This window comes from Robinsoniella sp. RHS (assembly GCF_001029355.1).
Lineage (GTDB): Bacteria > Bacillota > Clostridia > Lachnospirales > Lachnospiraceae > Robinsoniella > Robinsoniella peoriensis.
Genome location: NZ_JNGB01000003.1, coordinates 203069 through 228166 on the forward strand (window position 1 = coordinate 203069; position 25098 = coordinate 228166).

Consider the following 25098-nt stretch of genomic DNA (forward strand, 5'->3'; position numbering starts at 1 on the left):
AAATATGATCAAGGAAAGAAAAAGTTGCTCCCATGCAACCTGACTTTATGTAAAATCCTTACCACAGCGCATTTAATAAAGGAAATACCGGGTTGCACCTGCGCAACTATGATAAATCTTATCATTTCGGTATCCTTTACAGCACCAGTGCCATAGTAAATATTGCTACACTTTCGGGCATATACATACTGCCTGAAGAACATTTCATTTTCAGAGGAGCACTTCCAAGCAAGACCCCTTCTCCTTTATTGTAGGTAAATTTCATACAGGAAGTAGGAAAGCTCCAGATATTGTTATTACGTACTGCTGCCTGAAATTGATGGTTCATCAGATATGCCACCTCATCTACCTGTCCGGACATCATTCCTTTTCCCGTAGGAAGCGGGCGAACCAGCCGTTTTGACTTCAGATATACGTATCCCACACCATCTTTCACACGTAGAATGCCAGGGTGGCAGAAGCCTTCATTTGCCATGGATACCTGGAGATGTTCTTTGGAATTATCTTTATAAATCGTATAAGCAATAGAATATTCCCCGTCAGCCAGAAGATAGTCAATACACTTTTCACAGAATCCATCCACATCGCAGAGGGCACATCTGTTAGCGGCGCTTGCCAGTTTTTCGATCAGCAGCTCCCTGGTCTGGTCAGCAGTGCATAGCAAAAGATGAATCGCCTGATCTTCTGCCTCTTGAAAAGACATTCCGCCTTCACTGATAAACCAGTTCTGGAGGATCTCTTTTTCATGATCAATTCTTTTGACCTGTTTTTCTCCATAAGGCGTAAATTTTAACTCTTTTTCATACAGTATTTTCTCATTTGCAAAACTGTCTGCCGCACGGCTTACCGTTGACTTGGAAATATGCAGTTTTTTTGCTATATTTGCCGCACTTAATTCGTTTTTCTCCATTTTCAAAATATTTAACAGAATTTTCACACGTACCGGTGTCAGCTCTGTTCTCATACGCTCACTCCTCCCGAAAAGGGGATGCCGCATATCTTATGCCGCATCCCTGTTAAAATTAAAATCTGTTGGAATTACTTCACTTTTATTGTAACTGTTTTTTTCAGTCCATTACACCGGACCGTAATCTTCGCAGTTCCTTTTTTCTTCGCCTTTACAACACCTTTACTGGTTACAGCTGCTACTTTTTTCTTATTGGATGTATAGGTGATTTTTCCACTTGGCACTGCCTTTGCCACGATTTTAACTTTTTCGCCCTTCTTTAATTCTATAGAAGATGACTTAATTTGAAGCTTCTGCTTTTTAACTGTGATAGTGCAAGTCTTCGTAATGCCGTTTGCGGTAGCTTTTATTTTAACTGTCCCGGTCTTTTTCGCCGTTACTTTTCCGTTCTTTACCACTGCAATCTTTTTATCGGCGGATTTCCAGGTCACTTTGCTGCTCGCACCTGTTACGCCTGCCTTCAGGGTTATTGTCTTATTTCCATTGATATAAAGGGTTGCTTTGGATCTGCTTAATTTTAAAGCCGGTGCTTTTACGGTTACCGTACAAGTCTTGCTGATGCCATTAGCTGTGGCGGTAATCACTGCAGTACCTGCTTTTTTTGCTGTCAGTTTTCCGTTTAAGACTTCCACAACAGCCGGATTACTGGATTTCCATGTCACTGCCTGACTACTTCCTGTCACAGTCGCTTTTAATGTAGCGGTAGTGCTGCCCTTGGTATAGAGAGTGATATTGCTCTTGTCCAATGCCAGAGTTGCTGTGGGCACAGGGCTTTCCTTTACCAGTCCGTTCACCGCATTTTGCAGTTCCTGAAGTGCCTGATCCACATCCGCCTGCTTGCTGTTCTTATTGCCTGCAACCGCCTGAGCTTTGGCAATGGCATTCTGTAAAGCATCAAAGCTGCTCTTTGTATAAATTCCATTGTTATTGTTGATTGCTCTGGCACTGTTAATCTTTGCGTTTAAAGCAGAAAAATCTACTGCCGGCTCTTCCTCTTTAACTGGGGTAAGCTTTGTCCAGTCTAATCTTAAACGGGCATTTTGTGTACCTGATCCAGATTGTATACCTTCCATAATCGGTATGTACATCTGAATTTCCATTTCATTTAGATTTATGTCAACCGGAAATGACAGACTGCTTGGATATGCCTTTCCTTTCATCTGGGGATCTGTTCCATTTTCCTTATCGTTAAAACTGTCATAGACATCAAAAGTGGACAGCACTTCTGCATCTACAGTTCCATCTGCAGTTACTTTTTTCATCCACCCGAGGTAACCTTTTAACCCCTGTAAATCAACAGGCAGCAATGTCAGTTTTAAGATTCCTTTTCCATCTTTCACAGTTAGATCTGCAGTCTTTATAACCGCATCATTTCCCATGGAAGGCTGTTCAGCTAATGCATGCCATACGCTGACCGGAATAGTGTAATTTCCATCTGCCACTGACGCTTTTTTTACCAGTGCGTTTACCGCTGCCATCAGTGCATCCGACTGATCAGATACTTCCTGCTGCATTGCAATGGGGCTTTCAGCTACAGCTTTCGCTGCCTGAAGGGCTGTCTGCAGATTTTGAAAACTTTCGTCCGTATATTCAGACGCTGTATATTCAGATGCTGACTGTATCTGTGCATTCAGGCTGCTCTTATCCACATTTTGGACTTTTGCATTTTCCAGATCCAGATATAATCTCGCCGGCTGCACTCTTCCGCTGTCCAGTTTGATATCTGTCAGTATCGTATTTTTTGCAAGAACCAGTTCGACCTGGGAAATGTTCCCTTCACTGTCTCTGGCTGTCACATCTGCATCCACATATACATCTCCACTTAAATACTGCAGCCCCTGCATGTATGAAGTTATGACCTGCGATCCCATCTCTACCGATAAAGCCTGGGCATCCAGATAAACTTTCATCTGTCCGTTTTCAGATAAAATTCTGCAGGACTTTACAATTCCATTGGACATGGACAATTCATCTTCTGTTGACTTCCAGAACTGTGCCGTAACTTTGTAAAGACCATCATTAAGCAAATACTCCTTATCTGCCGTCTTCACCAGTGCGGCTATTGCCGACGCAAGAGTTTGTGAAGCGTTATTTATCTCATCCTGGAATGCAGCAGGATCTGCTGCCGTCTTAACGGCTGCTGCCAATGCTTCTGTAAAAACTGTGTAACTTTCTGGTGTATATGCTGCTTCCTCATAATCAGATGCTTTTTGAATCTGGTCATTTAACTCTGATTTGTCGATATCCTGCAATACTGCATTTTCCAGATCCAGATATAATCTTGCCCCCTGTGTCCCCATCATACCGCTGTCCAGCATAATATCAGTAAGTCCTGTATTCTCAGGAAGTACCAGTTTTACCTGAGCGATATTTCCGTCCTGGTCGCGTGCGGTTACCTCGGCATCTGTATACTCTGATGCTGAGGAGTTTTCCTCATTGCCGGACTTATACTGCAGACCCTGCATATATGCACTGATCTCATTCCCTCCCATACTGACTGTTAATTTCTGTACGTCCAGGTACACTTGCATTTCGCCGTCCCCTGATATGAATCTGGCACTTTTTATAATTCCATTGGACATGGAAACTTCATCTTTATCCGTCTTCCAAAACTGGGCGCTTACCTGAAATAACTCTTCTTGCAGGTTATACGCTGCTTCCTGCTGATATTGTGACACGATCAAATCTGCTGTATCCTGCTCAGCCGCAAACGCCTCTGCCGAAAAAGAGCTCATGGTCATCATTGCTGCCATCAACACTGACAGACCTTTTGCTTTTGTCGTTCTTTTCATCTTACTGATTCCTCCTGGTTTCTTTCTGTATGTATTTAATTAGCCATAGCTAACTTTGACTCCAACAGTATATAGCCAGCTGTAATATTTTGCAATCCTTATTTTGTTGCTACTGTGCAACCGTTTTTCCAGATGATATCCATTTTTGCCTTTATTTACAAGGCGTTTCGTAGTTGCTCCAACGCAACTTGTGATATATTTTCTCATTATAAGCACTTAATAGCCTTGTGATAATTTCAGCATGTGATTAATAATTGCTTTTATCACTCCATTTGCAAAAAGAGCGTATCAATTGTTCGATACGCTCTTTCGTATATTTTATTTTACCTTGACTTTGAAAATTTTCTTAATTCCATTGCAGCTTACTGTAATATTCGCATTTCCTTTTTTCTTTGTTTTCACAAGTCCTTTACTGGTTACCGTTGCTACTTTTTTATTATCTGACTTGTATTTGATTTTTCCCCCTGGCAAAGCTTTGGCGGATATCCGGATACTTTTTCCTTTTTTCAGGGTCTTACTATATTTCGCCAGCTTCAGACTTGGTTTTTTCACTGTAAGCTTACAGGTCCTGGTGATTCCGTTTGCAGTTGCAGTAATCTTTGCACTTCCTGTTTTTCTCTTAATTGTGATCTTGCCGTTTTTCACAGTTGCAACCTTAGTATTACTGGATTTCCAGATTACCTTTTTACTGCTGCCTGTAACGGCTGCTTTTAGTGTAAAGGTTTTGGCACCTTTTGTATAGAGTGTTAGCTTGCTCTTATTCAGTGACAGAGATGCTGTAGGCTTTGGCACTGGTTTCACTTCTTTTGCTTTGACTGTAATATTACAGATTGAACTTACACTGTTTATAGTTGCTTTGATGGTTATGCTTCCTGGCGCAATGGCATTTACCGTTCCATTCTTATCAACAGATGCAATCTTAGGATTCGAAGATGTCCATTGAATGGAAGCGCCGGTTTCATTTACGAAAGCTTTTAATGTTATTGTCTCTTCAACGGTCATGGACACAGCCTTTTTATCCAGACTTATGCTGGTCTTCACTAATCCTGTGACTGCCTTTTGCAGCTGGTTAATTGCCGCCTGAACGCTTTCCAGGGTTCTGTCATCATCCTCTGCAGCTGACTGCGCTTTTCCAATCGCTGTCTGCAAAGCCGCAAAACTTGCCTTCGTATAAATTCCACCGGTATTCTGGATTGCTTTTGCACTGTTAATTTTCTGATTCAGATCCGTCACATCCGGTCTTACGATTTCATGAAGACCCTGAACAGCAATATTCAGTGCATTTATTATGGCGGTAATTTCAGACTCAGATGCCCTTTCTTTGTCATAGACCACCCTTGCCTTATCATAAATATTCTGCAGTACTGCCAATGACTGGGCCGTGTAAATACGTGTTTGTCCAAGATACACCTCTGCCTCTTCCAGTTTTTGCAGAAGAACCGTTTTGTCCGCTCCCTGGGAATCCGCTGTTACCGCTTCCACAGCAAGCTTTAAAACATTTTCCTGTGCCTGAATCTGCGGTTCCTCTGCACGTATATTATTTACCAGTGCAGTTGATGACTGGATTGCTGCGGTGAGTACTCCGTATAGTTCATCGGATGCAGAACCCTGTTCCAGGGAACCAGCCGTTTCAATCAGTGCTTTCAGTACGGTGGTATCTGTTCCGCCGCCATCTTTCCATGCCAGGTTATCCCAGTCTAATTGCAGTCTTGCAAACTGTGTTCCTGCTCCTTCGCTGATGCTTTCCATAATAGGGACGTACACCTGCATCCAGATTTCAGAATCATCAATGGCAACCGGCATTGACATGGTTTTCGGATAGAACTGTCCTTTTATACTCTCATCCAGACCGGTTTCCGGATCATTGTAAGCATCATAGATATCGGTATATTGAGCGTCCACGGTCAGCGGGATTAATTCACTGTCTTCCGGTGGATATTCATCTCCTTCATAAGTCAGATATTGTAATCTTGCTAAATATCCTTTTCCAAATGCTGCAATGGTCAAAGGTTCAAAATCCATGGTTATTGTTGCAGTTCCTTCTGCTACAGTAAGTGTGGATGGTTTTATAAGCGCTGCATTTCCCATTGAATCCTGTTGATTACTCGAATGGCGCAGAATTGCCGGGATGATGTAAGTACCGTCTTTCAATACACCTTTTGTATTCTCTGTTAATGCATTTATGGCTGCATCTAATAAAGCACTCTGCCGGTCAACTGCTTCCTGGGAGACATTTACATCTTCATTTACAAGAGATGCTGAAATTATCGCTGTCTGCAGGGTATGAAAACTCTCCGTTGTATAGGCACCCTGCTCTGTATAGGAATTTGCCTTCTCAAGCGCTAAATCCAGTGCCGTTTTATCTGCCGCTTCCGGTGTCTGGGATTTCACAAGGGATGCCACCGCCGCCTGCACTGCAGTTACCTGTGCATCTACAGACTGCTGATCCGCATTTTTATCATCTGCAACTGCCTGGGCTTCTGCAATAACTGCCTGTAAATCAGCAAAACTTTCCTCTGTATAGTCTTCTGCCTCAAATGTTTTTGCTTCTTTTAGTGCTTCTCTGAGAGCCTGTTTCTTTACTTCTCCTGGTTTGTCGGCAGGCATCAGTCCTGCTATGGCGGCTTCCAGTAATGTTGTCTGTTCATCAATCTCTGTCTGATTTGCAGCAGCATGATCTGCTATTTTCTGGGCAGTGGTCACTGCATTATGTAACTTTTCCCAGGTATCTGCCGTAAACCCGTCTTTTTCATAAGATTTTGCTTCTGCAAGTTTTTCCATTAAGCCGGTCTTATCCGACTGTTGTTCTTTTACATTCCTAAGATCCAGGAATATACGGCCTTCCTCACTGATATCAGAGAACGATGCCTTTACATTTGTACATGTTACGCTGGAAGGCAGGGTGAGTTTTACCTGTGTAATATTCCCATCTTCGTCTTTCTGCGTAACTTCTGCATCTTTATATGCTTCCCCATCCTGGTAACTGAGACTTGTAAGCCAGATATCACCCGAACCTGCTTTTACTGACTGCAAATCAATAAATGCGGTAACTTTTCCACCTTTTACTGCAAGGCGCGCTCCTTTGATGACACCATTATATTCGCTCTCACTGTTAGAACGCATAATCCAGAGTGCACTGTCTGTTGTATAAATACCATCATTTACAAGGACTGTCTGCTGTCCTGACGGTGGGATTTCTTCCGGATCAGGATCTAGCGTATCATCTGATACTTTTTTAATATTTGCATAGTCAATAGAAAATCTGGCATCCTGGGAATTGTCTCCGGTTTCAGAAAATCCATCCATGACCGGAACACGGAACCTTACCGGGAATTGTGCTTTATCGCTGGGCAATACAAAATATCCGGTCTTAGGGTAATACCTCCCTGTTCCCTCATTGAATATATCTGTGAGATAAGATCCGTCATCATATTTAAAATATGAGTTAAAGGTTACCCGATGTATCTCACCCTGAGGGTATCCTGCGGCATCGTAAGTTACATCCTTGTCATAATACCACATGTCCGTCATATAAGACTCTAGCAATCCATTAGTCACCATACGGTAATCCAGCCACATGGTCTTCACACCGTCTTTCACTACGATTTTCGCTGTTTTGCCAACGCATTTAGAAGACATGGACTGTTTTCCTTCATCCACGATATGCCATACGGTAACAGGGACAGTATAGGTTCCATCTAAAAGCTCTGGTGCATCCTGGTCTGCATTTTTAACTTCATATAAGGCATAATTTGATATGTCGTTGGTCTGGATTACATAATAATCCCCTTCCACTTTTCCGCCCTGAACGCTTAAGTCCGGACCCTCTGCTGCCATTCTGAATAACTGGATTCTTGTCTTATCCCAGTCATCCGGTATCTTAAACTTAAAAGTTACTTTTTGTGTTGGTTTTGTTATCTTATTCTCACCGCTTTGTATATAATAGCGGAAAGCCAGTATATTTTTGGCTATGCCCCCTATATTATTATCGATATCATCATATAAATCCCACTCATCCGGATTATCTGTAACTTCTTCTGATTTCAGCGTGGCATCTTCAGAGACCACATAATTGTTGCTTTCCAGTATGGTGCCTGACTGGGGATCTTCCAATGAAATTGTTTTGACATCCAGTTGGGGGATCATATCATAGGCGCGATATGTGGTACTGAGGAGATTCGATATCAGCAAGTACCTTTTTCCAAAAATTAAATCTTTATAATTTTCGTAAACAGCCGAAAATTCACCTTCATCCGTCAAGTTTATAAGATTCTTATTCCAGTCGTATAATTTTACCGGATCTTTAATCTGTTCCTGCTGCTCTTTGTTATCAAACCTGTAGGTCAGAGTCATCTTTCCCTGGGAAATTGTATATCTCCCCAACTCATCCGGGAAACATAGTGCGTCAGCCTCATAAAGCACTCCTTTACTGCAGCCCGCTTCTCCTTCACTATCTGCAAGCGGAAGCTCCTGCATTTGCTTTATGCTGCTTACATCTAAGGATGCCAAAAAATAATTGAACAGATAATATTCTTCATCATTCTTCTCTACAGAATAAACAATGTCTCCATAGATATCCTGGGATAAATCGTTCACTTCAAACGAAACATAAACGGAATCATCAGAATCCTCTTCCATTTTCACATCCGACCAGAAATTATCATTTTCAGCAGAAAATCTATTTATAACGTTTGGATGTAAATTGCTCTCCAAAGGATTGAAGTTATGTAAAAATCCTTTCGTTCCAAAGTTATAAAGTAAAGTCCAGTCATCAGCTGTCTGGTTTTTTTGATATTCGGGTTTTAATACCTCTATGGACTTCATATCAGAATAATGGTAAATCTTTAATGTTAATGTATATTTACCGTCTTTTGCCGTAATCATCCCATTTTTCACAATCGGGACCGGAATTTCCTGTGTGAAAAAATCAACACTTTTTTGAAAATTTCTCCAAAGGGATAAGCCCACGGAATACACTCCGTCTTCTAATGTGGTAGTATCTGAATTCACCGGTACCAACTGATCGATGGCTGCATTTAAACCGCCAAGAAACATGGCTGCCATGGGCTCCAGATATTCATTCCCCTCTATCCCCTGCATAAATTCCGAAAAATAATTCCAGGAAGCCGGCGTATAATCTTCTTCCTTCAGGGTTTTTGCATAACTAATTCTCTCCAGCAATTGTTCATAAACTGTCTTTTCCTTTTTTTCCAGCTGATCCAAATACGCTGTAATGGAATTCAGAAAATTTTTAATTACAGCCTCCGGATAAGTGGGGATGTCCGGATTCACCGCCATTTGGTCCAATACATACTCCTTAAATGGTTTCCACGTTTCCGGTGTATAATCTTCTTCTTTTAGCGTCAAAGCATATTCCAGTTTTTCTTGAAATTGTTCCAAAACGGTTTTTTCCTCCGCTGCAGATACATCCAAAGAAAAACAAGTCATAATCATGGCGAATGCCAGCATAACAGCTATGCTTTTTTTCAGTATTATTTTCATGATTTCCTCCCGTTAATTTTCTTTTTAAACAGTAATTAAGAAGAATTCACGTATAAACGAAAATTCTTCTCAATCTGAACTTTCAATAATCATATACATTTACAAAATATTTTATATGATTACTTTCACCATACACAGCCAATGCTGATTTAAATGAATGCAATATTGCTATTTTGCATGGTTTTCAATCACCAAATCACCAATAGAATTCATTGGCATGAAATTCAATACGCTGATTGTAAAATCACCTTTTATTTTTAAATTCTCTGTATCGGATACAGGACCTGTGTAAGTAAAGATAAGGGCATCCGTTTTATCATTACCGTCCCGGTCTGCTACCACATTCACATCTTTATTGATTACACCATCCCCATCCGTATCCATATATACTTTTGTGAGAGACCCGCTCATCCCATAAGCCTTAAAACCTTCATCTACATTTACCGTAACCTGAATCCCACCTGAAGTCTCAGTATATACAGCATCCAAAAGTGCCCCATCACCCATGGATAATGTCGTAGTACCTGTTTTATACAATTTTGCATCAAATGGTCCCTGCTGTTCTGCTGCAAATGCAGTCAGTCCCATACTAAGTGTCATGCTTCCTGCTAATCCTGCTGCGAATAATTTTTTTGCAATTCTGTTCATAATGTGTTCCCTCCTATTTGGGTTAAATATAAATTATTAGTTTCAATTAGCACTTGCTAACTGGTTGTCATTATATTACTGCATATTTTTAATTGCAATACTTATTTTCGTTGCTTTTGCGCACCGTTTATATCCATATATTTCCATAACTCACCGCAGTTGCTAATGAAATCAGGGTTGTCTCACGGCAACAATGATATTTTTTCTCAAAACAAAAGCAGCTGCAAACAGGATTTTACCCATTTGAAGCTGCTTACACTGAGAAACATTAAGAAATACATTAAACACCATTTATAAAATCCTCAAACTTCGTTTGACAAGTCTTATCCCCCTGGGCCCGCTCCCCTGCTTCCAATCAACTGGTTCAGCACCCTGTCACAGTTTCGATATCTCTAAGTCCATTTTTTTATGACATTCCCACTGGCAAGATACAGCATCGTTTCCAGTGAGCTGTCATTTAGAAACACACTCTTTGTCTTAGTAACTATAAAGTATTAACGGTTCAAGCCTTTTATGATGTTGGTAGTCCTTTACAGTAAAAGGCTTAGCCAGTATCTTTAAAATAAAAAGAGCCGGAACGGCAGTTTTTTTAACTGGACTGTTCCGACATTATTAGTATTTCCAGAAATACCCATCTTTTTATCTGCTATTTATTAGCTGTTTCAATTGTTCTACTGTTACATCTTCAAATTCATACATTCCAGATAAAGAATTCCTTTTGTAGTCAACCGCAAATTTCATCCTAATATATACTTTTTCATGATATTCGTAAAAACTATATTCATAAAAAACTGGTTTTAGTATAGAACACTGCTTTTGCACCCACGCTTGTCCTCCACTCAGATCGAATTCTTGAAAAGGAGTTGTTTCTGTAATAATTTGTTTTTCCATTATTTTATTTACCCCTTTCACTTTTTGTTTAAATATCTTATCTGTTATAGATCCTTCTTTTATTGCAAATGTCCTATCTTTCATATTGTTTTTACCATAAAAGCCATAAGATTTTTCTCTAATTTCATTTATGGTAAGAACCTTTCCATCAAACACATATCTTGTTCGATTAAATATATGATCTGCATCATGAGCTACTTTAACCAATTGCCATATTCCAAATACACTTAATATAATAATAACTATGAATATTAGTTTTTTTATAATCTTCTTCATTTTACATCCTCCTCTTTTCTTATTTCCACTGTATAATTAACCGTTACCAGTGAGGATGCGACGCGTAGATAATATACCCCTTTTTCCAGAACCAGATATTTATTCGTATCCCCTCCTTGCCAGTAATAGATCAAATTCCCTTTTTCCGAATATAGGTTCAGGTACATTGTTCCGTTTCCCATGTTTTTTCCTACTGTCCTGACCGTATATCCTCCCTTATAAGGTACATCTATCTTAAACCAGTCAGCATCGCCACTATAATTTATTTTTGCTTCCACCAGTGTATCAAACTTCAGTTCTGTAGCATCCACAAGGGTATCCCCTACCTGATCTTCTTCCGATTTTCCTATTTCCACTGTATAATCTGCTGTTACCAGTGAGGATGCGACGCGTAGATAATATACCCCTTTTTCCAGAACCAGATATTTATTCGTATCCCCTCCCTGCCAGGAATGGATCAAATTCCCTTTTTCCGAATATAGGTTCAGGTACATTGTTCCGTTTCCCATGTTTTTTCCTACTGTCCTGACCGTATATCCTCCCTTATAAGGTGCATCTATCTTAAACCAGTCAGCATCGCCACTATAATTTATTTTTTCTTCCACCAGTGTATCAAACTTCAGTTCTGTGGCATCCGCAAGGGTATCCCCTACCTGATCTTCTTCCGATTTTCCTATTTCCACTGTATAATCTGCTGTTACCAGTGAGGATGCGACGCGTAGATAATATACCCCTTTTTCCAGAACCAGATATTTATTCGTATCCCCTCCTTGCCAGGAATGGATCAAATTCCCTTTTTCCGAATATAGGTTCAGGTACATTGTTCCGTTTCCCATGTTTTTTCCTACTGTCCTGACCGTATATCCTCCCTTGTAGGGTGCATCTATCTTAAACCAGTCAACGTCACCACTATAATTTATTTTTCCAGAGGTTGTAGTGTCATAATCCATCATAATTGAATATTGCATATTATTAGGATAATCATCCTCCGTGAGTAAATCACATATTTTGCACTTCATCAATGGTCTATCTCCAATATCTGATACTCCCATCCATTCTGAAAAATCATGGTTATGTTGTTCATATTTTTCCAACCAGGTGGAACCGCCGATTAACAACAGTCCGCTATCAATCCATGGTCCATTTGTATGATCACAAATATCACCACTTCCTTCTCTTTGGCAATAAATTGTATTCAGATCTCTATCATGCCACCCTGTATGTATTTTAAATTTTCCAATCCCATTTTCAAGCTTATATCCATAAGCAAGCATTGTATGCTTTTCATATTTTTCGTTGAAAACTGTATAAATCAATCCTGGTCTACCTTCAATTATTGATTGAATCAATCCCTGTGTTGATATCAAGGAACTATTAGCCTGATATCCACCGTTTCTTATATATCCATTCTGTCCGATATAAAGATTTAACAGCTGCGCATCATCGCTGGGAAAAGAGCCTCCAAGTGTTGCACCTACTTGATAATTGTTTATTAATTCCTCATGAAGTGTATCATCATAATGCTTCACAAGTTCAAGATTTTTGGGAAGAAAGTTATTATTAATAAAGCGGTCGTAATATGTAAGCATCATACTAGAAGCCAAAATACCACACGTTCCATGCGGATTTATATCTGTTCCGACATTATCACCAAAATACATATTCTCTATTTCATCAACATATGGCACAAGAATTTCTTCATATGGATTAGCCTGCTTTGATTCAAAATTACTGCTAACGTCCCCTGTTTCTTGAGATTTTTTTTGATCTCCAATACTTTTGCTTTTATTGAATTACCTAGCCACATATCATCATCTGAAATTATTTCCTTCGTAATAACGTTATGGAGACTACCACCTTCATTATAAAAATACTGTAAGGGTCCTAAATAGTATTTTTCTCCTACAACTCTAACATAAGGGTTTTGTCCTTTTTCTGTATACTCCACTGAATAATTACATCCATTTATTAAAACAGCATACCCTTCTGTCTTAAATGTTACCAAAAGATATAAAGGATTTCCATCTATATCCTTTAATTCCTCGACCAAATCCAAATCTTTTATATCTTTTTGCATTATTGAACATATGTATGAAATCTGCTCATCTCTATTCTTTTCTGTAAAATCTTCTAAAAAATTATCATCTCCACCAACAGTATCTGATTCCATTTCCAGTTTCATTTCATTGATGTCATCCTTTAATTTGTTATCCACATCTTCATGGTCAGCTTCTTCTTTCCCTACTACCTCTGTACTATCCTCTATTTTTGCTTTCGAATCATTCTCTACAATAATTTCACTTTCCTTCACAACTTCTGTTTGCTCTGTAACAGGCTCAGTAATAATAGTTCCACCTTCTTGTGCAAATATATGAACTTGATTACTAAGCAACAAACTACACACTAATCCTACGCTTGCTAATTTCTTAATCACTTTTTTTCTCTTCATCCTTTTTACCCCCATCTTTTTAACACGTATAATCTAATAATTATTATAACATGAAAAGTAATAATCTTATTATTATTGTACTGAAATGCATTGATATTGCCAAAAAATTTTTGCAATAAATTAATAGATTGCCATACCCTACTCATATGATTGTTACACCACACAGTCTAAAATCAAATATTAATACAAATAAAAACAGATAAGATATATTGTCCTATCTGTTCTTTTGTATCAAACACTCTTTGATTTTTTTAAATCTTCTATTTACACTTTGTTATTAATTGTAATAAATTTTTTACCTGCAGGAAGCTGATCTTGTCCAATCCCGATTGTTCCTGTATTACATTATCGCTTAACGCTCATTCCATACACATAATACAAAAAAGTTGACCAAGCTTGTGCCAGCTATCTTTTTTATATCAATTTAAACAAGGAGTTTTACGGGCAAATCTGATAATCTTATATTATTTTATCAAAACTTCTCTGACTTCTTTTAATCTACTGTATAAAATTGCCCTTCTATCTAAAATTTTTCCCTTCTATTATTCTACTACCGTTCTACTGTTTTACCTCTTTCCTATTTTTCCCTGATAATTCCGGCAGCACCATACAAAGCATGGTAATAAAGCATGCCAGGCCCCCGATAAAATTTGAAACAGGTTCTGCGATAAACACTCCCTTTACTCCAAGGCTTCCAATCTGAGGAAGCATAAGGGTCAGTGGTATCACGATAACAGCTTTGCGCAGCAGCGAAAAGAACACTGCCTGCTTTGCCTTTCCGAGAGATACGAAAACTGTCTGCCCTGCAAACTGCAGTGCCATCATAAAAAAGCCAAAGAAATATAATTGAATGGCTTCAACACTTGCCTGTATCATTTCAGGCTCATTATTAAAGATACGGATAAAAAATTCCGGAAACAGTATAAGTATCAGCCAGGATACTGTAGTTATAACTACACATACTACAGACATAAATCGAATTGCTTTTTTCACCTGCCCAAAATTTCCAGCACCATAATTAAAGCCTAATACCGGAGTCGCCCCATTCGTAATTCCCTGCACCGGCATGCTTAAAATTTCCCGTATGGAGTTTAAAATCGTCATTACTCCAACGTATAAGTCACCGCCATAGGACTGCAGGCTTGCATTACAGACCACCTGTACTGCACTGCTAGTAACGGACATAATGAATCCAGACAGTCCCAATCCTACAATCTCCCTAAGTCGATGCCATTTCACTTTCATCGTCTTCAAATGGAGCTTTAAGATCGCCCGTTTTCCAGTCAAAAATTTCAGAACCCAGATTGCTGAGAGAAACTGGGAAATAATCGTAGCAAGCGCCGCACCCTTTACCCCCATACCAAATACAAAGATAAATATAGGGTCCAATATAATATTGGTCACAGCCCCCAGTAAAACCGTCAGCATACCCATCTGTCCAAATCCCTGGCTATTGATAAAGCTGTTCATTCCAAGTCCAATCATCACAAAAACGCTGCCACACAGGTAAATCATAGTATAATCCCTGGCAAATGGATAAGTCGCGTCACTCGCCCCAAAAGCATATAATATAGGTCTGTTAAAGATCAGTCCTAAAATCGTAAGCAAAACACCGCAAAGTATCATCATGGAAAAGGATGTACCCATTATCTTCTCTGCTTCCCGAATTTCCCCCTTGCCACGTTCAATGGAACAAAGCGGAGCCCCACCCATACCGAATAAATTTGCAAATGCCGATACCATTGTAATAATCGGAAAGCAGAGACCCAGTCCGGTAAGCGCCAGAGTACCCTGTTCCGGTATTCTGCCGATATACACCCGGTCAACGATATTGTACAAAAGGTTAATTAGCTGTGCCATGGTCATTGGCACAGCTAATTCTAATATATTCTTATAAACATTTCCTTTGGAAAAGTCCGTCTGATGTGCCTTCATATCCTTCCCCCAAACTTATCAAACATTCTATTTTAACCATAATTTATAAGCGCCGTACTTCATTTTCTGAAATACGACGCTCTTTATCATCTTTAACGTAAATTAATTTGCCATATATACATTCGTATACTGTACGCCAAAATTAACTGCTTCCTGATGGTTATTGAGATAAATATCCACATGACCATAAGGTGTGCCCCTGTCTTCAACGGTATAGATCTGACCATTAATTACCAGTCTGGTTCCAAATGGAACACCTGCCATAGCTACGGTTCGTCCCTGAATTGGCATTGCACCGCTGGCTGTAGGACCTCCGGACCACTGACCGCAACAAATCGGGCAGCTGCAATATGCTGTTAATTTAAATGTACCCAGAAGCTGTCCGATATCGGAATCGCTTGCTGAAGTATACTGACCTGTATTATTGGATACCAGTTCCACATTGGCTACATCATCATCTGATATGATTCGGGTTGCCCAGACAGCTTCACCCGTATTAACATTAGCATTTACAATACCGGTTGCCGTACTCTGTGCCTCTACAGTCTTACCATCTCCTATATACATAACGACATGGTGAATATAACCATCCCTGGCATAGAAAATTAAATCACCCGGTGCTGCTTCTTCAACCGGAATTTTCATTCCATACTGAGCCTGATCTTCAGCTACACGCGGAAGGCTGTAACCGTACTGTGCATAGATACTTTGTACAAATCCGGAACAATCCGCTCCATTTGTCAGACTTACACCACCCCAGACATAAGCATTGCCTACGAACTGCTGTGCAAACCGAACCATAGAATCACGGATGGAACTTGAGATTGCACCCTCTTTGGTTGAAGTTAATGTATAGTACAGTACTTCATTTTCTTCCGAGTCAATCAGCTCATCTGCTAAAGCGATTTCATCTTCGCCGGTTTCTTCTACGAGCTTTTCAGCTTCTTTACCCTGCATAAGGAGTTTGCTGCTTACAAATCCCCTCACATCACCGGATTCTACGTAAACCCAGTCTTTTTTTGCATCTTTTAACACATAGCAAAGAGCACCTTTTGGAAGTTTTCCAATGATACGGGATTCTTCTGATTTACCTTCTCTGATATTCAATCCTTCTGTCTTAGCGATTGCATATCTCTTTTTAACTACTGTTGTCTTCGTAGTTGTTTTTGTAAAAGTTAAAGCCGGATTCTTTAAGGGATTCACTAACGCAGTTGCTTTCTGCAACTTTTTCTCTGTCTTTTTCTTTACATAATTATTGGTTTTTTTACCAGTCGTAAGTTTATCTGCTTTTACAAAACCTCTGACGGATCCGGACTCTATGTATGTCCACTCTTCATCTTCACTTTGCAGCACATAACAAAGTCCATTCTTAGGCAGTTTTCCAACTACCGTAGAAGAAGTATCTTTGTCACTGTATACCTTTAAATTTTTCTGTTTTGACAGCGCATATACTTTCTTTACCGTAACAAAACGGAATGAAGATAGAATCTGAGGCGGTATCACGATCTGCTGGTTTGCAACCAGTTCCTGATTGCTGCCATATTGTGAATTATTCGTTTGATTTTGATTGGATTCAGTCTGTTTATTACTCTCAGTCTGATCTTTCTTTTCGGTCTCTTTTTCCGTTCCTACGATTTGAGGCTGCTTATGTAGATCTTCCGTCTCACTTTCTGTAGGTTTTTCTGTATCTGACCCGTCCTGTGAGTTGGATTCTGAATCATCACCCGGATTCGTGCCATCTCCCGTTTCTCCTGTTGAAGGCGTCTCTGTCTCAGTGGGTGGTTCTGTTTCCGGTTTGGTATTTGGCTGTGATTCCGATTCAGTCGGAGTCGTTGGTTCAGTTGGTGTTTCTGATGGTGTATTTGATTCTGATGGCGTTGTCTCTGACGGCTGAGTCTCTGGCGGAACTGGTTCAGTCTCCGGATTTGTTACCGGCTGTGAATGAGCCTCCGTGTGATTCTCTGATGCGACCGTCGTGGGTTCTGCTGCCATAGAAACATTGGGAACTACCAGGGAAAGCGACATAGCTGCAACCATGACCCTGCACAATGATTTATAATGCATATTTTTGTATTCTCCTTTTGTCTCCTGCTGCGAATTTCGTTTTTAATGCTTAAATGCCAAATTGAATTTCATATAATTATGTAAATTAATTCATAATACTAGTATACCTTACTTAACAATTGTGTCAAGTGTTTTATCCCCAAAACATAATTGTTCACAACAAATTCACAATCTAAATCTACATATTTTCAAGATTTGCTGTATATAACCGTGAATTATTGTACAGATTTAATATTGTAAAGTATTTTAATAAGTTTATAATTATTTTGTAAATAATATCATACTGTTTTGGTATTATAAGAAATATCTATAAACGACTGGAGGTAAATTTAATGACATTAACAGAAAACTTTTTAATTCAATTTCTTCAAAGATTTGATGAATATCCCTTTTTAGTAAAGCTAAAAGAAGAAGAACATCTAATCGGTGACGGGACCCCCGCCTTTACGGTCAAATTGCAAAATGATATTCCAAAACAGGAACTGCTAACAAGCACTTCACTCGCCTTAGGCGAAGCATACATGCGGGGTGATCTCGATATAGACGGAGACCTGTTTGATGCACTGGACCACTTTTTGGGGCAGATGGGGAAATTTTCCACAAATCATTCTGCGCTGAAAAAACTAATCTTCTCTTCACACTCGAAAAAGAATCAGCAAAAAGAAGTATCTTCTCATTACGATATCGGTAATGATTTCTACAGCTTATGGCTGGATGACACCATGAGCTACTCCTGCGGCTATTTCAAAAACGCGAATGATACCCTGTACGATGCACAAGTAAATAAAGTTGATTACATTCTCGAAAAGCTTTACCTGCAAAAAGGTATGAGCCTCCTTGACATTGGCTGCGGCTGGGGATTTCTGCTAATTGAAGCTGCTAAAAAATATGGTGTATCCGGACTTGGAATTACACTCAGCAAAGAACAGCAGAAAAAATTTCAGGACAGGATCAAAGAAGAAGGCCTGACCGGGCAGATTTCTGTAGAATTGATGGATTACAGAGATCTGGCTAAGAGCGGCAGAACTTTTGACCGCGTTGTAAGTGTAGGCATGCTGGAGCACGTAGGACGTGACAACTACGAACTGTACATTAAAAATGTAGACTCCGTTTTGAAAAAGGGCGGGCTATTCCTGCTGCACTATATCAGCGCGCTGCAGGAACATCCCGGTGATCCATGGATTAAAAAATATATTTTCCCCGGAGGTACTGTGCCAAGTCTGCGGGAAATGATTCATATCCTGGGTGATTATAATTTCTACACCCTGGACGTAGAAAGTCTCCGCCGTCACTATTTTAAAACCCTTCGCTGCTGGAGCCAGAATTTCAACGAACACCGTGATACGATCAACGAGATGATGGGCAGTGAATTCACCAGAATGTGGGATTTGTATTTAAATGCGTGCGCTGCCACATTCCACAATGGTATCATCGACCTGAACCAGATCTTAATCTCAAAAGGCATCAATAATGATCTTCCAATGACCAGGTGGTATTAGTCCATTCATAAATAGAGTGGCTATACCACTCTATTTTGCTTTTTACTGGATGCCTGTATTATTAATGATCTGATTACTGATTTCCTGCACAGTTGCTGATGGGGTATAGCTTTCCCCGCTGAATAAAAACTGATGAAGCTGAACAACATTATTTGCAAGATTTTTAGGAACCACACAGTCTCCCGCTGATGGAATATCCGCAGTATCTTTATCCATTGGAAAACCTGTGGTTTCTCCCATGTTATAACCGGATATACCTGTTGCCAGCTTTAATATTTCCGTATTAGAAAGGCTTGTAAGGACCATAGGCAGAATTGTATCGATCGCTTTATTTAATGTGAGCAAATCGGTTGTTTTTGCCTTCTGCATCAGCTGTTCTAATACTTTTCTCTGGCGTTCCGTACGTTCATAATCAAGTCCGATGTAACGGATACGGCTGTATGCCAGCGCCTGCATACCATTTAAATGCTGCATGCCCGGTCCTGGAACATCGGGTGTTTCTTTTCCCACAACTTCCCGTCCCTCAACCAGATAACCATTCAGCCACTGTACTTCACCTTCCGTCAACTCTATATCAACGCCGCCTAACAAATCAACTGCTTCTACAAGTGCCTGAAAATCAACTGTAATATAATCACTCAGATTCAAATCCAGGTTTTTGTTCAGCATATTTAAAGACTGCTTTGGTCCTCCAATGGAATATACTTCTGTTGCTTTCTGATATCCTCCCTGGGTATTATCCAGGTAACTGTCACGATAAACTGATGCCAGTTTGATTTCTTTTGTTTTATTGTTGATACTGCATATCATAATCGTATCGCTGTTTGCCCCTGAAGAAAGACTTCCTTCACGGGAATCCACACCAAAAAATGCAATATTGGTATAGCCGGACATATTTTTAAGTTCAGCCGGATCCAGATTTGTATTGATAACCAGATCCTCTTTCGGGATATCATTACGCTGGATCTTCGCAAATTTCACAAGAACAAACACTGCTGCTGCCCCAATGAGTAAAAGCAATACTAATAAAATAAACGGCCATATTCTTCTTTTCTTTTTCCGCTTAGGCATCCTGCCATTTTGCGGATATCCTCCATATTGGTTATTGTACTGATCTCTTGAATAACTCATAATTTTCTCCTCTCATAAAAGCGGATCATTCAATGCTAAAACTGATGTCTGTGGTATTATAACATTTTTTGACTGCATTCGCTGAGATTTAAAGAAAGATTAAGAAAGCTTAATGAAAATTACCGTTTCAAATGGTCAGCGTACAATCTGGCTTCCGTATGTGAAAATTGTGTTCAGGGCTTCGTTTAATTTTTCAGCTTCCGCCCGGTTTCGTGCCATACAATAAAGCTTATACCTAGTGTCATGATCCAAAAGGATATGCTGCATCACGCACAGCTTCTCCACCGGTTTCAATTTGTCCAGCTCCTGATAGAACTGTTCATGAATAAATAAATATTCATTATCATGTTCATCCATAATTCACATTCTCCCCATATCTTTTATTATTTGCAATAAATGATTATAAATTAATATTTTACTATAATGCTCATTATTTTTCAATTATGCTGGTAAAATTTGAAAAATAATCTTATATAATATCCATGTTTTTTTAAGATTCCTGTATCATTTGCACATGGTAAAAACCGAAAGCAGGGTATATAATAATTTTGCCAATTTTTACTACAGGGAGATGAGAAGATGAAAAAAAAGGTCAGCTTAACACTGGAAACAAATGTAATTAAAAAGCTACGGCAATTAGCTGATTCTGATGAGCGCTCTTTATCACAATACATTAACATTGCGCTCAAAGCACACATCAAAAATCTGGGTATCGATTGATAAAAAAAGGAACGGTACCGCTTTTCAGCTTTCCCGTTCCTTTCCAGATCTCATATTTAATTATAAGGTTCTCATAGCCGCTTCCACCACATGTCCTACCAGAACGGAAGTTGTTACACTTCCTACTCCGCCCGGAACAGGTGTGATTGCTTCTACAATCGGTTCTGCTTCATCGTATTTTACATCGCCGCAGAGCTTGCCTTCCTCATTCACATTGATTCCAACATCAATTACAGTCTGTCCTGCTGACAAATAAGAACCATCTACTACTCCCGCACGTCCTGCAGCTACAATCACAATGTCGGCTTCTTTTACAACAGAAGGCATATCCACTGTTCTTGTATGACAGATCGTTACGGTAGCATTCTTCTTAATCAGCATCATAGCCGCGGGTTTTCCTACTACCAGGCTTCGTCCCACAACAACCGCTTTTTTACCGGTACAATCGATTTTATAGTGATCCAGTATTTCCATACATGCCTGTGGAGTACATGGAGGAAATCCCTGTTTTGTTCCGGCAAACACACCCACCATAGAACCATCTGTAATTCCGTCTACATCTTTCTCCGGATTCAAAGCTTTAATAACTGCATCTTCGTCTAAATGCTTTGGCAATGGACGGAAGATCAAAATCCCGTGGATTTTCTCATCTTTATTCACCTTATCTAAGGTTTCCATTAATTCTTCCTGTGATACATCTGCAGGGAGTAAGAATTTTTCATAAGATACGCCCAAAGTTTCACAGCGTTTTGTTGCACCTCTTTCATAAGAGACATCATCCGGTCTTTCCCCAACACGGATAATTCCAAGAGTAGGATTAATTCCTTTTCCTTTTAGCGCTTCTGCATCTGCTTTGATTTTTTCATTTAAAGCTGCCGTTACTTCTTTTCCAAGTAATTGTTTTGCCATTTTTATACCCATTGCATATTGCAGATTTCCTGCAATACTGCCACAATTAAAACAAGTTGAAAGAATTACAGCGTGGCTTCCTTTCTATTTCATAATTTTCTTCCAACTTTCTCTTTCTCCTATTTCAGTCTTCCAAGCACACTCTGAAAGATTTCGTCTGCAAGACTTGTATATTTCTCTAACATCTCATCTGCCTTTTTATTTAATTCTTCGGCATACTCTCTGTTCTTCATAGATTTCGTATTAATATATACGTTTAAGCTGGCACCTTCTAATGCTGCTTTGCAAAATGCTGCGCCAACACCAGCATCACTGATGGCAAGTGTACTTCCTTTTGCTGCAAATTCTACAATAATATCAATTGCTTCACAGCATTTTTCCATGATTTCCATGGGTACGGAACAGGCATCTTTTAAAACAATTTCCATTACACGTGCTTTTTCTGCTTTTTCTTCTTCGGTTTCACGGGGCATACCGTATGCTTTGGAAAGGGGCTCGAAAACTTCCGCATCTCTCTCGATTAATGTCAAGAAATCTTTCTGAAGCTGGTCGGATTTTGCTTTTAACGCGTACATTTCCTCTTCCACTTCTGCATACTTCTTCTTACCTACAGTTAAACTTCCCACCATATTTCCCAGTGCTGTGCCAATGGCACCCACTAATGCTGATGCTCCGCCACCGCCCGGAACCGGAGCTTTGGATGCTAATACTTCTACAAATTCATTACATGGTACAGTTGAAAATCCCATAATACCCTCCTACATGTTTTTTAATATGGGGCGTAATATATGAAATACTACGCCCCATTTCGGACTTATCAATATAAATTCCTGCAAATCAAAGCTTTTCCAAGCTTTATCCATTGATTCTAAAGATTGTCTGAAAATTGCTTTCTGTCAGCTGCGCGGAAATGAATTTTCAAACACGCTCTAGAACAATCCGGAAATCTTTCCTGTCTCGTCTACGTCGATTCTTTCTGCTGCCGGTACTTTTGGAAGTCCTGGCATGGTCATGATCTCTCCTGTGAGGGCTACGATAAAGCCTGCTCCTGCGGAGATCTTTAAGTTACGTACTGTTACTTCAAAGTCTGTCGGTGCGCCAAGCTTTGTCTGGTCATCTGTCAGACTGTACTGTGTCTTAGCAACACAGATCGGGCAGTTCCCGAATCCAAGGTTTTCCAGTTCTTTCGCCTGCTTCTGAGCATTTGCTGTGAGAACTGCTTTCTTTCCGCCATATACTTTCTGTACGATTGCATTTAATTTATCTTCGATACTTCCTTCTAATTCATAAGAATAGTGGAATTCGCTCGGCTCTTCTACCAAACGGATTACTTCTTTTGCAAGAGCTTCGCCGCCTTCGCCGCCTTTTGCCCATACTTCAGAAAGTGCTACGTTTACACCAAGTTCTTTACATTTTGCTTCTACCAGGTCTAATTCAGCCTTGGTATCCGTTGGGAATGCATTGATTGCCACTACGCATGGAAGTCCGTATACATTTTTGATGTTGCTTACATGTTTCAGTAAGTTTGGCATACCGTTTTCCAGTGCTTCTAAGTTTTCGTTATTCAAGTCAGCCTTTGGAACGCCGCCATTGTATTTTAATGCACGCACAGTTGCTACGATAACAACTGCGGAAGGGGTAAGCCCTGCCATACGGCATTTGATATCCAGGAATTTCTCTGCTCCAAGGTCAGCGCCGAATCCTGCTTCTGTGATTGCGTAATCACCCAGTTTTAATGCCATCTTTGTTGCAATTACAGAGTTACAGCCATGTGCGATATTGGCAAATGGTCCGCCGTGAACGATTGCAGGCACATGTTCCAGAGTCTGAACCAGGTTTGGTTTCAGAGCATCTTTTAACAGTGCTGTCATAGCGCCCTGTGCATTTAAGTCGCCTGCGGTTACCGGTTTCTGCTCTGCAATTTTTCCATATGTATATCCAACGATAATCTTGGAAAGTCTCTCTTTTAAATCTGTGATATCTTTTGCCAGACATAATACTGCCATAATTTCAGATGCAACGGTAATATCATATCCGTCTTCTCTAGGCATTCCGTTTGTCTTTCCGCCCAGTCCGTCTATTACATTACGAAGCTGGCGGTCATTCATATCCACACATCTTCTCCAAGTGATCTTTCTTGGGTCGATGTTTAATGCATTGCCCTGGAAGATATGGTTATCCAGCATCGCTGCCAGTAAGTTGTTGGCTGCACCGATAGCATGGAAATCACCTGTAAAGTGAAGGTTGATGTCTTCCATCGGAACTACCTGTGCATAGCCGCCGCCTGCTGCGCCGCCTTTTACGCCGAATACCGGTCCTAAAGATGGCTCACGAAGCGCAACCATAACGTTCTTGCCCAGTTTTTGTAAACCATCAGCCAGACCTACCGTAGTTGTCGTTTTTCCTTCACCTGCCGGAGTCGGGTTGATTGCTGTTACAAGAACTAATTTTCCGTTTGGAGCATCACTTTCTTTTAAAAGGTTGTAGTCAATTTTCGCTTTGTATTTACCATATTGCTCCAGATATTTTTCGTCAATACCTGCTTTTGCTGCAATTTCTGTAATTGGGGACATGGTAGTCTCCTGTGCAATTTCGATGTCTGATTTGTAACCCATAGAAATATCTCCTTTCAAAACTATCCGTCCAATGTTTTCCTGACACTTTAACGGATTTTAGATTTTTTTTAATGTGCCGATGGACACATCTCCAACAACTGCCAGATCCTCTGCTTCAAAGGATAGTGGAAAATTATCAGAAAATAGTATTTGGGATGACGGTGGAAACTCATCATCCCCAGCCCATAGAATAAATCGTACAAAATATCCATTTATGAATTCAAACTCGTAAGATACATCGCCAAGCTCTAATCTTACGGCGCCCACTTTTTCCATTTGTGCCTGAAAAAGTTCTAACTTTGAACCGTAGGAAAATGCCAGACGCATCAGGCATCTGCCCTGAAACTGTCTGAAATAAACCTCACCCCAGGGCACTTCACGATAAGTCAGATACTTTCCGGTTGTCTCAGATGCTGTGCCTTTTGTCAAAAAACGGATTGCAATAATCTTTGCAGATATTTCTTCCATAAGGGCACCATATGTCTCATCATCAGTCTCTGCTTTTTCCACACTGAATTCCGGATAAGATATCAGATAACTTTTCTGCATCATCCGCAGCGTAAATACCTGCTTTTCTTCATCAAAGGGAACTCCTGTGCGTCTGCTTGCTTCAATCGGATCTATTTTGCGATATTCTTCAAGGTAATGCTCGAACGGGATTCGTTCTTTGTTGTCTTTTTCGTACTCAATATTCATATGT

At 40.0% G+C, this 25098-nt stretch carries 17 protein-coding genes; 2 read left to right on the forward strand and 15 right to left on the reverse strand.

The features are described from left to right. Positions 1-136 precede the first annotated feature (136 nt). From RHS_RS02755 to RHS_RS29965, 9 genes are all read right to left on the reverse strand, one after another. Positions 137-964 carry an HTH domain-containing protein gene (locus tag RHS_RS02755; RefSeq protein ID WP_027293952.1) on the reverse strand — a complete coding sequence of 276 codons (828 nt, stop codon included), beginning with the start codon at positions 962-964 and terminating at the stop codon, positions 137-139. A 74-nt stretch (positions 965-1038) separates the two neighbouring features. Next, positions 1039-3759, reverse strand: a complete 2721-nt coding sequence (locus RHS_RS29955) for an Ig-like domain-containing protein (RefSeq protein ID WP_395021063.1) — start codon at positions 3757-3759, stop codon at positions 1039-1041. Between the two features lie 318 nt (positions 3760-4077). Further along, on the reverse strand, positions 4078-9261 hold the full coding sequence (locus RHS_RS29960; protein ID WP_395021065.1) for an Ig-like domain-containing protein: 5184 nt from the start codon (positions 9259-9261) through the stop codon (positions 4078-4080). Positions 9262-9429: 168 nt separating this feature from the next. Continuing rightward, the gene (locus RHS_RS02770) at positions 9430-9909 is read right to left on the reverse strand and encodes a hypothetical protein (protein WP_047832243.1); all 480 of its coding nucleotides are present in this window, start codon (positions 9907-9909) and stop codon (positions 9430-9432) included. Positions 9910-10548: 639 nt separating this feature from the next. After that, a complete protein-coding gene (locus RHS_RS02775; protein ID WP_047832244.1) occupies positions 10549-11076 on the reverse strand; it encodes a hypothetical protein in 528 nt (175 codons plus the stop codon). After that, positions 11073-12764: a hypothetical protein gene (locus RHS_RS02780; RefSeq protein ID WP_047832245.1), complete on the reverse strand. Its 1692-nt coding sequence runs from the start codon at positions 12762-12764 to the stop codon at positions 11073-11075. Before RHS_RS02780 ends, RHS_RS02775 begins: the two co-directional genes overlap by 4 nt. After that, positions 12743-13525 (reverse strand): hypothetical protein, encoded by a 783-nt coding sequence (locus RHS_RS02785; protein ID WP_047832246.1) that lies wholly within the window; start codon positions 13523-13525, stop codon positions 12743-12745. The genes RHS_RS02780 and RHS_RS02785 overlap by 22 nt, the downstream gene beginning before the upstream one ends. Positions 13526-14083: 558 nt before the next feature. Continuing rightward, positions 14084-15460 carry an MATE family efflux transporter gene (locus RHS_RS02790; RefSeq protein WP_047832247.1) on the reverse strand — a complete coding sequence of 459 codons (1377 nt, stop codon included), beginning with the start codon at positions 15458-15460 and terminating at the stop codon, positions 14084-14086. A 102-nt stretch (positions 15461-15562) separates the two neighbouring features. Then, positions 15563-17524, reverse strand: a complete 1962-nt coding sequence (locus tag RHS_RS29965) for an NlpC/P60 family protein (RefSeq protein ID WP_395021069.1) — start codon at positions 17522-17524, stop codon at positions 15563-15565. Between the two features lie 332 nt (positions 17525-17856). On the opposite strand from RHS_RS29965, the gene RHS_RS02800 reads away from it, so the two are divergent. After that, entirely contained in the window at positions 17857-19023 is a 1167-nt protein-coding gene (locus RHS_RS02800) for a cyclopropane-fatty-acyl-phospholipid synthase family protein (protein WP_027293940.1), read from the forward strand. Between the two features lie 42 nt (positions 19024-19065). Here RHS_RS02800 and RHS_RS02805 read toward each other — a convergent pair whose 3' ends face one another. Beyond that, positions 19066-20154: an LCP family protein gene (locus RHS_RS02805; protein ID WP_242849088.1), complete on the reverse strand. Its 1089-nt coding sequence runs from the start codon at positions 20152-20154 to the stop codon at positions 19066-19068. A gap of 135 nt (positions 20155-20289) precedes the next feature. After that, on the reverse strand, positions 20290-20511 hold the full coding sequence (locus RHS_RS02810; protein WP_027293938.1) for a hypothetical protein: 222 nt from the start codon (positions 20509-20511) through the stop codon (positions 20290-20292). Between the two features lie 222 nt (positions 20512-20733). Here RHS_RS02810 and RHS_RS02815 point away from each other — a divergent pair, with 222 nt between their 5' ends. Continuing rightward, entirely contained in the window at positions 20734-20874 is a 141-nt protein-coding gene (locus RHS_RS02815) for a DUF6364 family protein (protein WP_027293937.1), read from the forward strand. A gap of 60 nt (positions 20875-20934) precedes the next feature. On the opposite strand, the gene RHS_RS02820 is transcribed toward RHS_RS02815, so the two are convergent. From RHS_RS02820 to RHS_RS02835, 4 genes are all read right to left on the reverse strand, one after another. Further along, positions 20935-21783, reverse strand: coding sequence for a bifunctional 5,10-methylenetetrahydrofolate dehydrogenase/5,10-methenyltetrahydrofolate cyclohydrolase (locus tag RHS_RS02820; RefSeq protein WP_027293936.1), 849 nt, complete (start codon positions 21781-21783; stop codon positions 20935-20937). Between the two features lie 119 nt (positions 21784-21902). Then, a complete protein-coding gene (locus tag RHS_RS02825) occupies positions 21903-22532 on the reverse strand; it encodes a cyclodeaminase/cyclohydrolase family protein (protein ID WP_027293935.1) in 630 nt (209 codons plus the stop codon). Between the two features lie 180 nt (positions 22533-22712). After that, a complete protein-coding gene (locus tag RHS_RS02830; RefSeq protein WP_027293934.1) occupies positions 22713-24398 on the reverse strand; it encodes a formate--tetrahydrofolate ligase in 1686 nt (561 codons plus the stop codon). Positions 24399-24455: 57 nt separating this feature from the next. Continuing rightward, positions 24456-25094, reverse strand: coding sequence for a DUF3786 domain-containing protein (locus RHS_RS02835; protein ID WP_044289334.1), 639 nt, complete (start codon positions 25092-25094; stop codon positions 24456-24458). Positions 25095-25098: the final 4 nt, after the last annotated feature.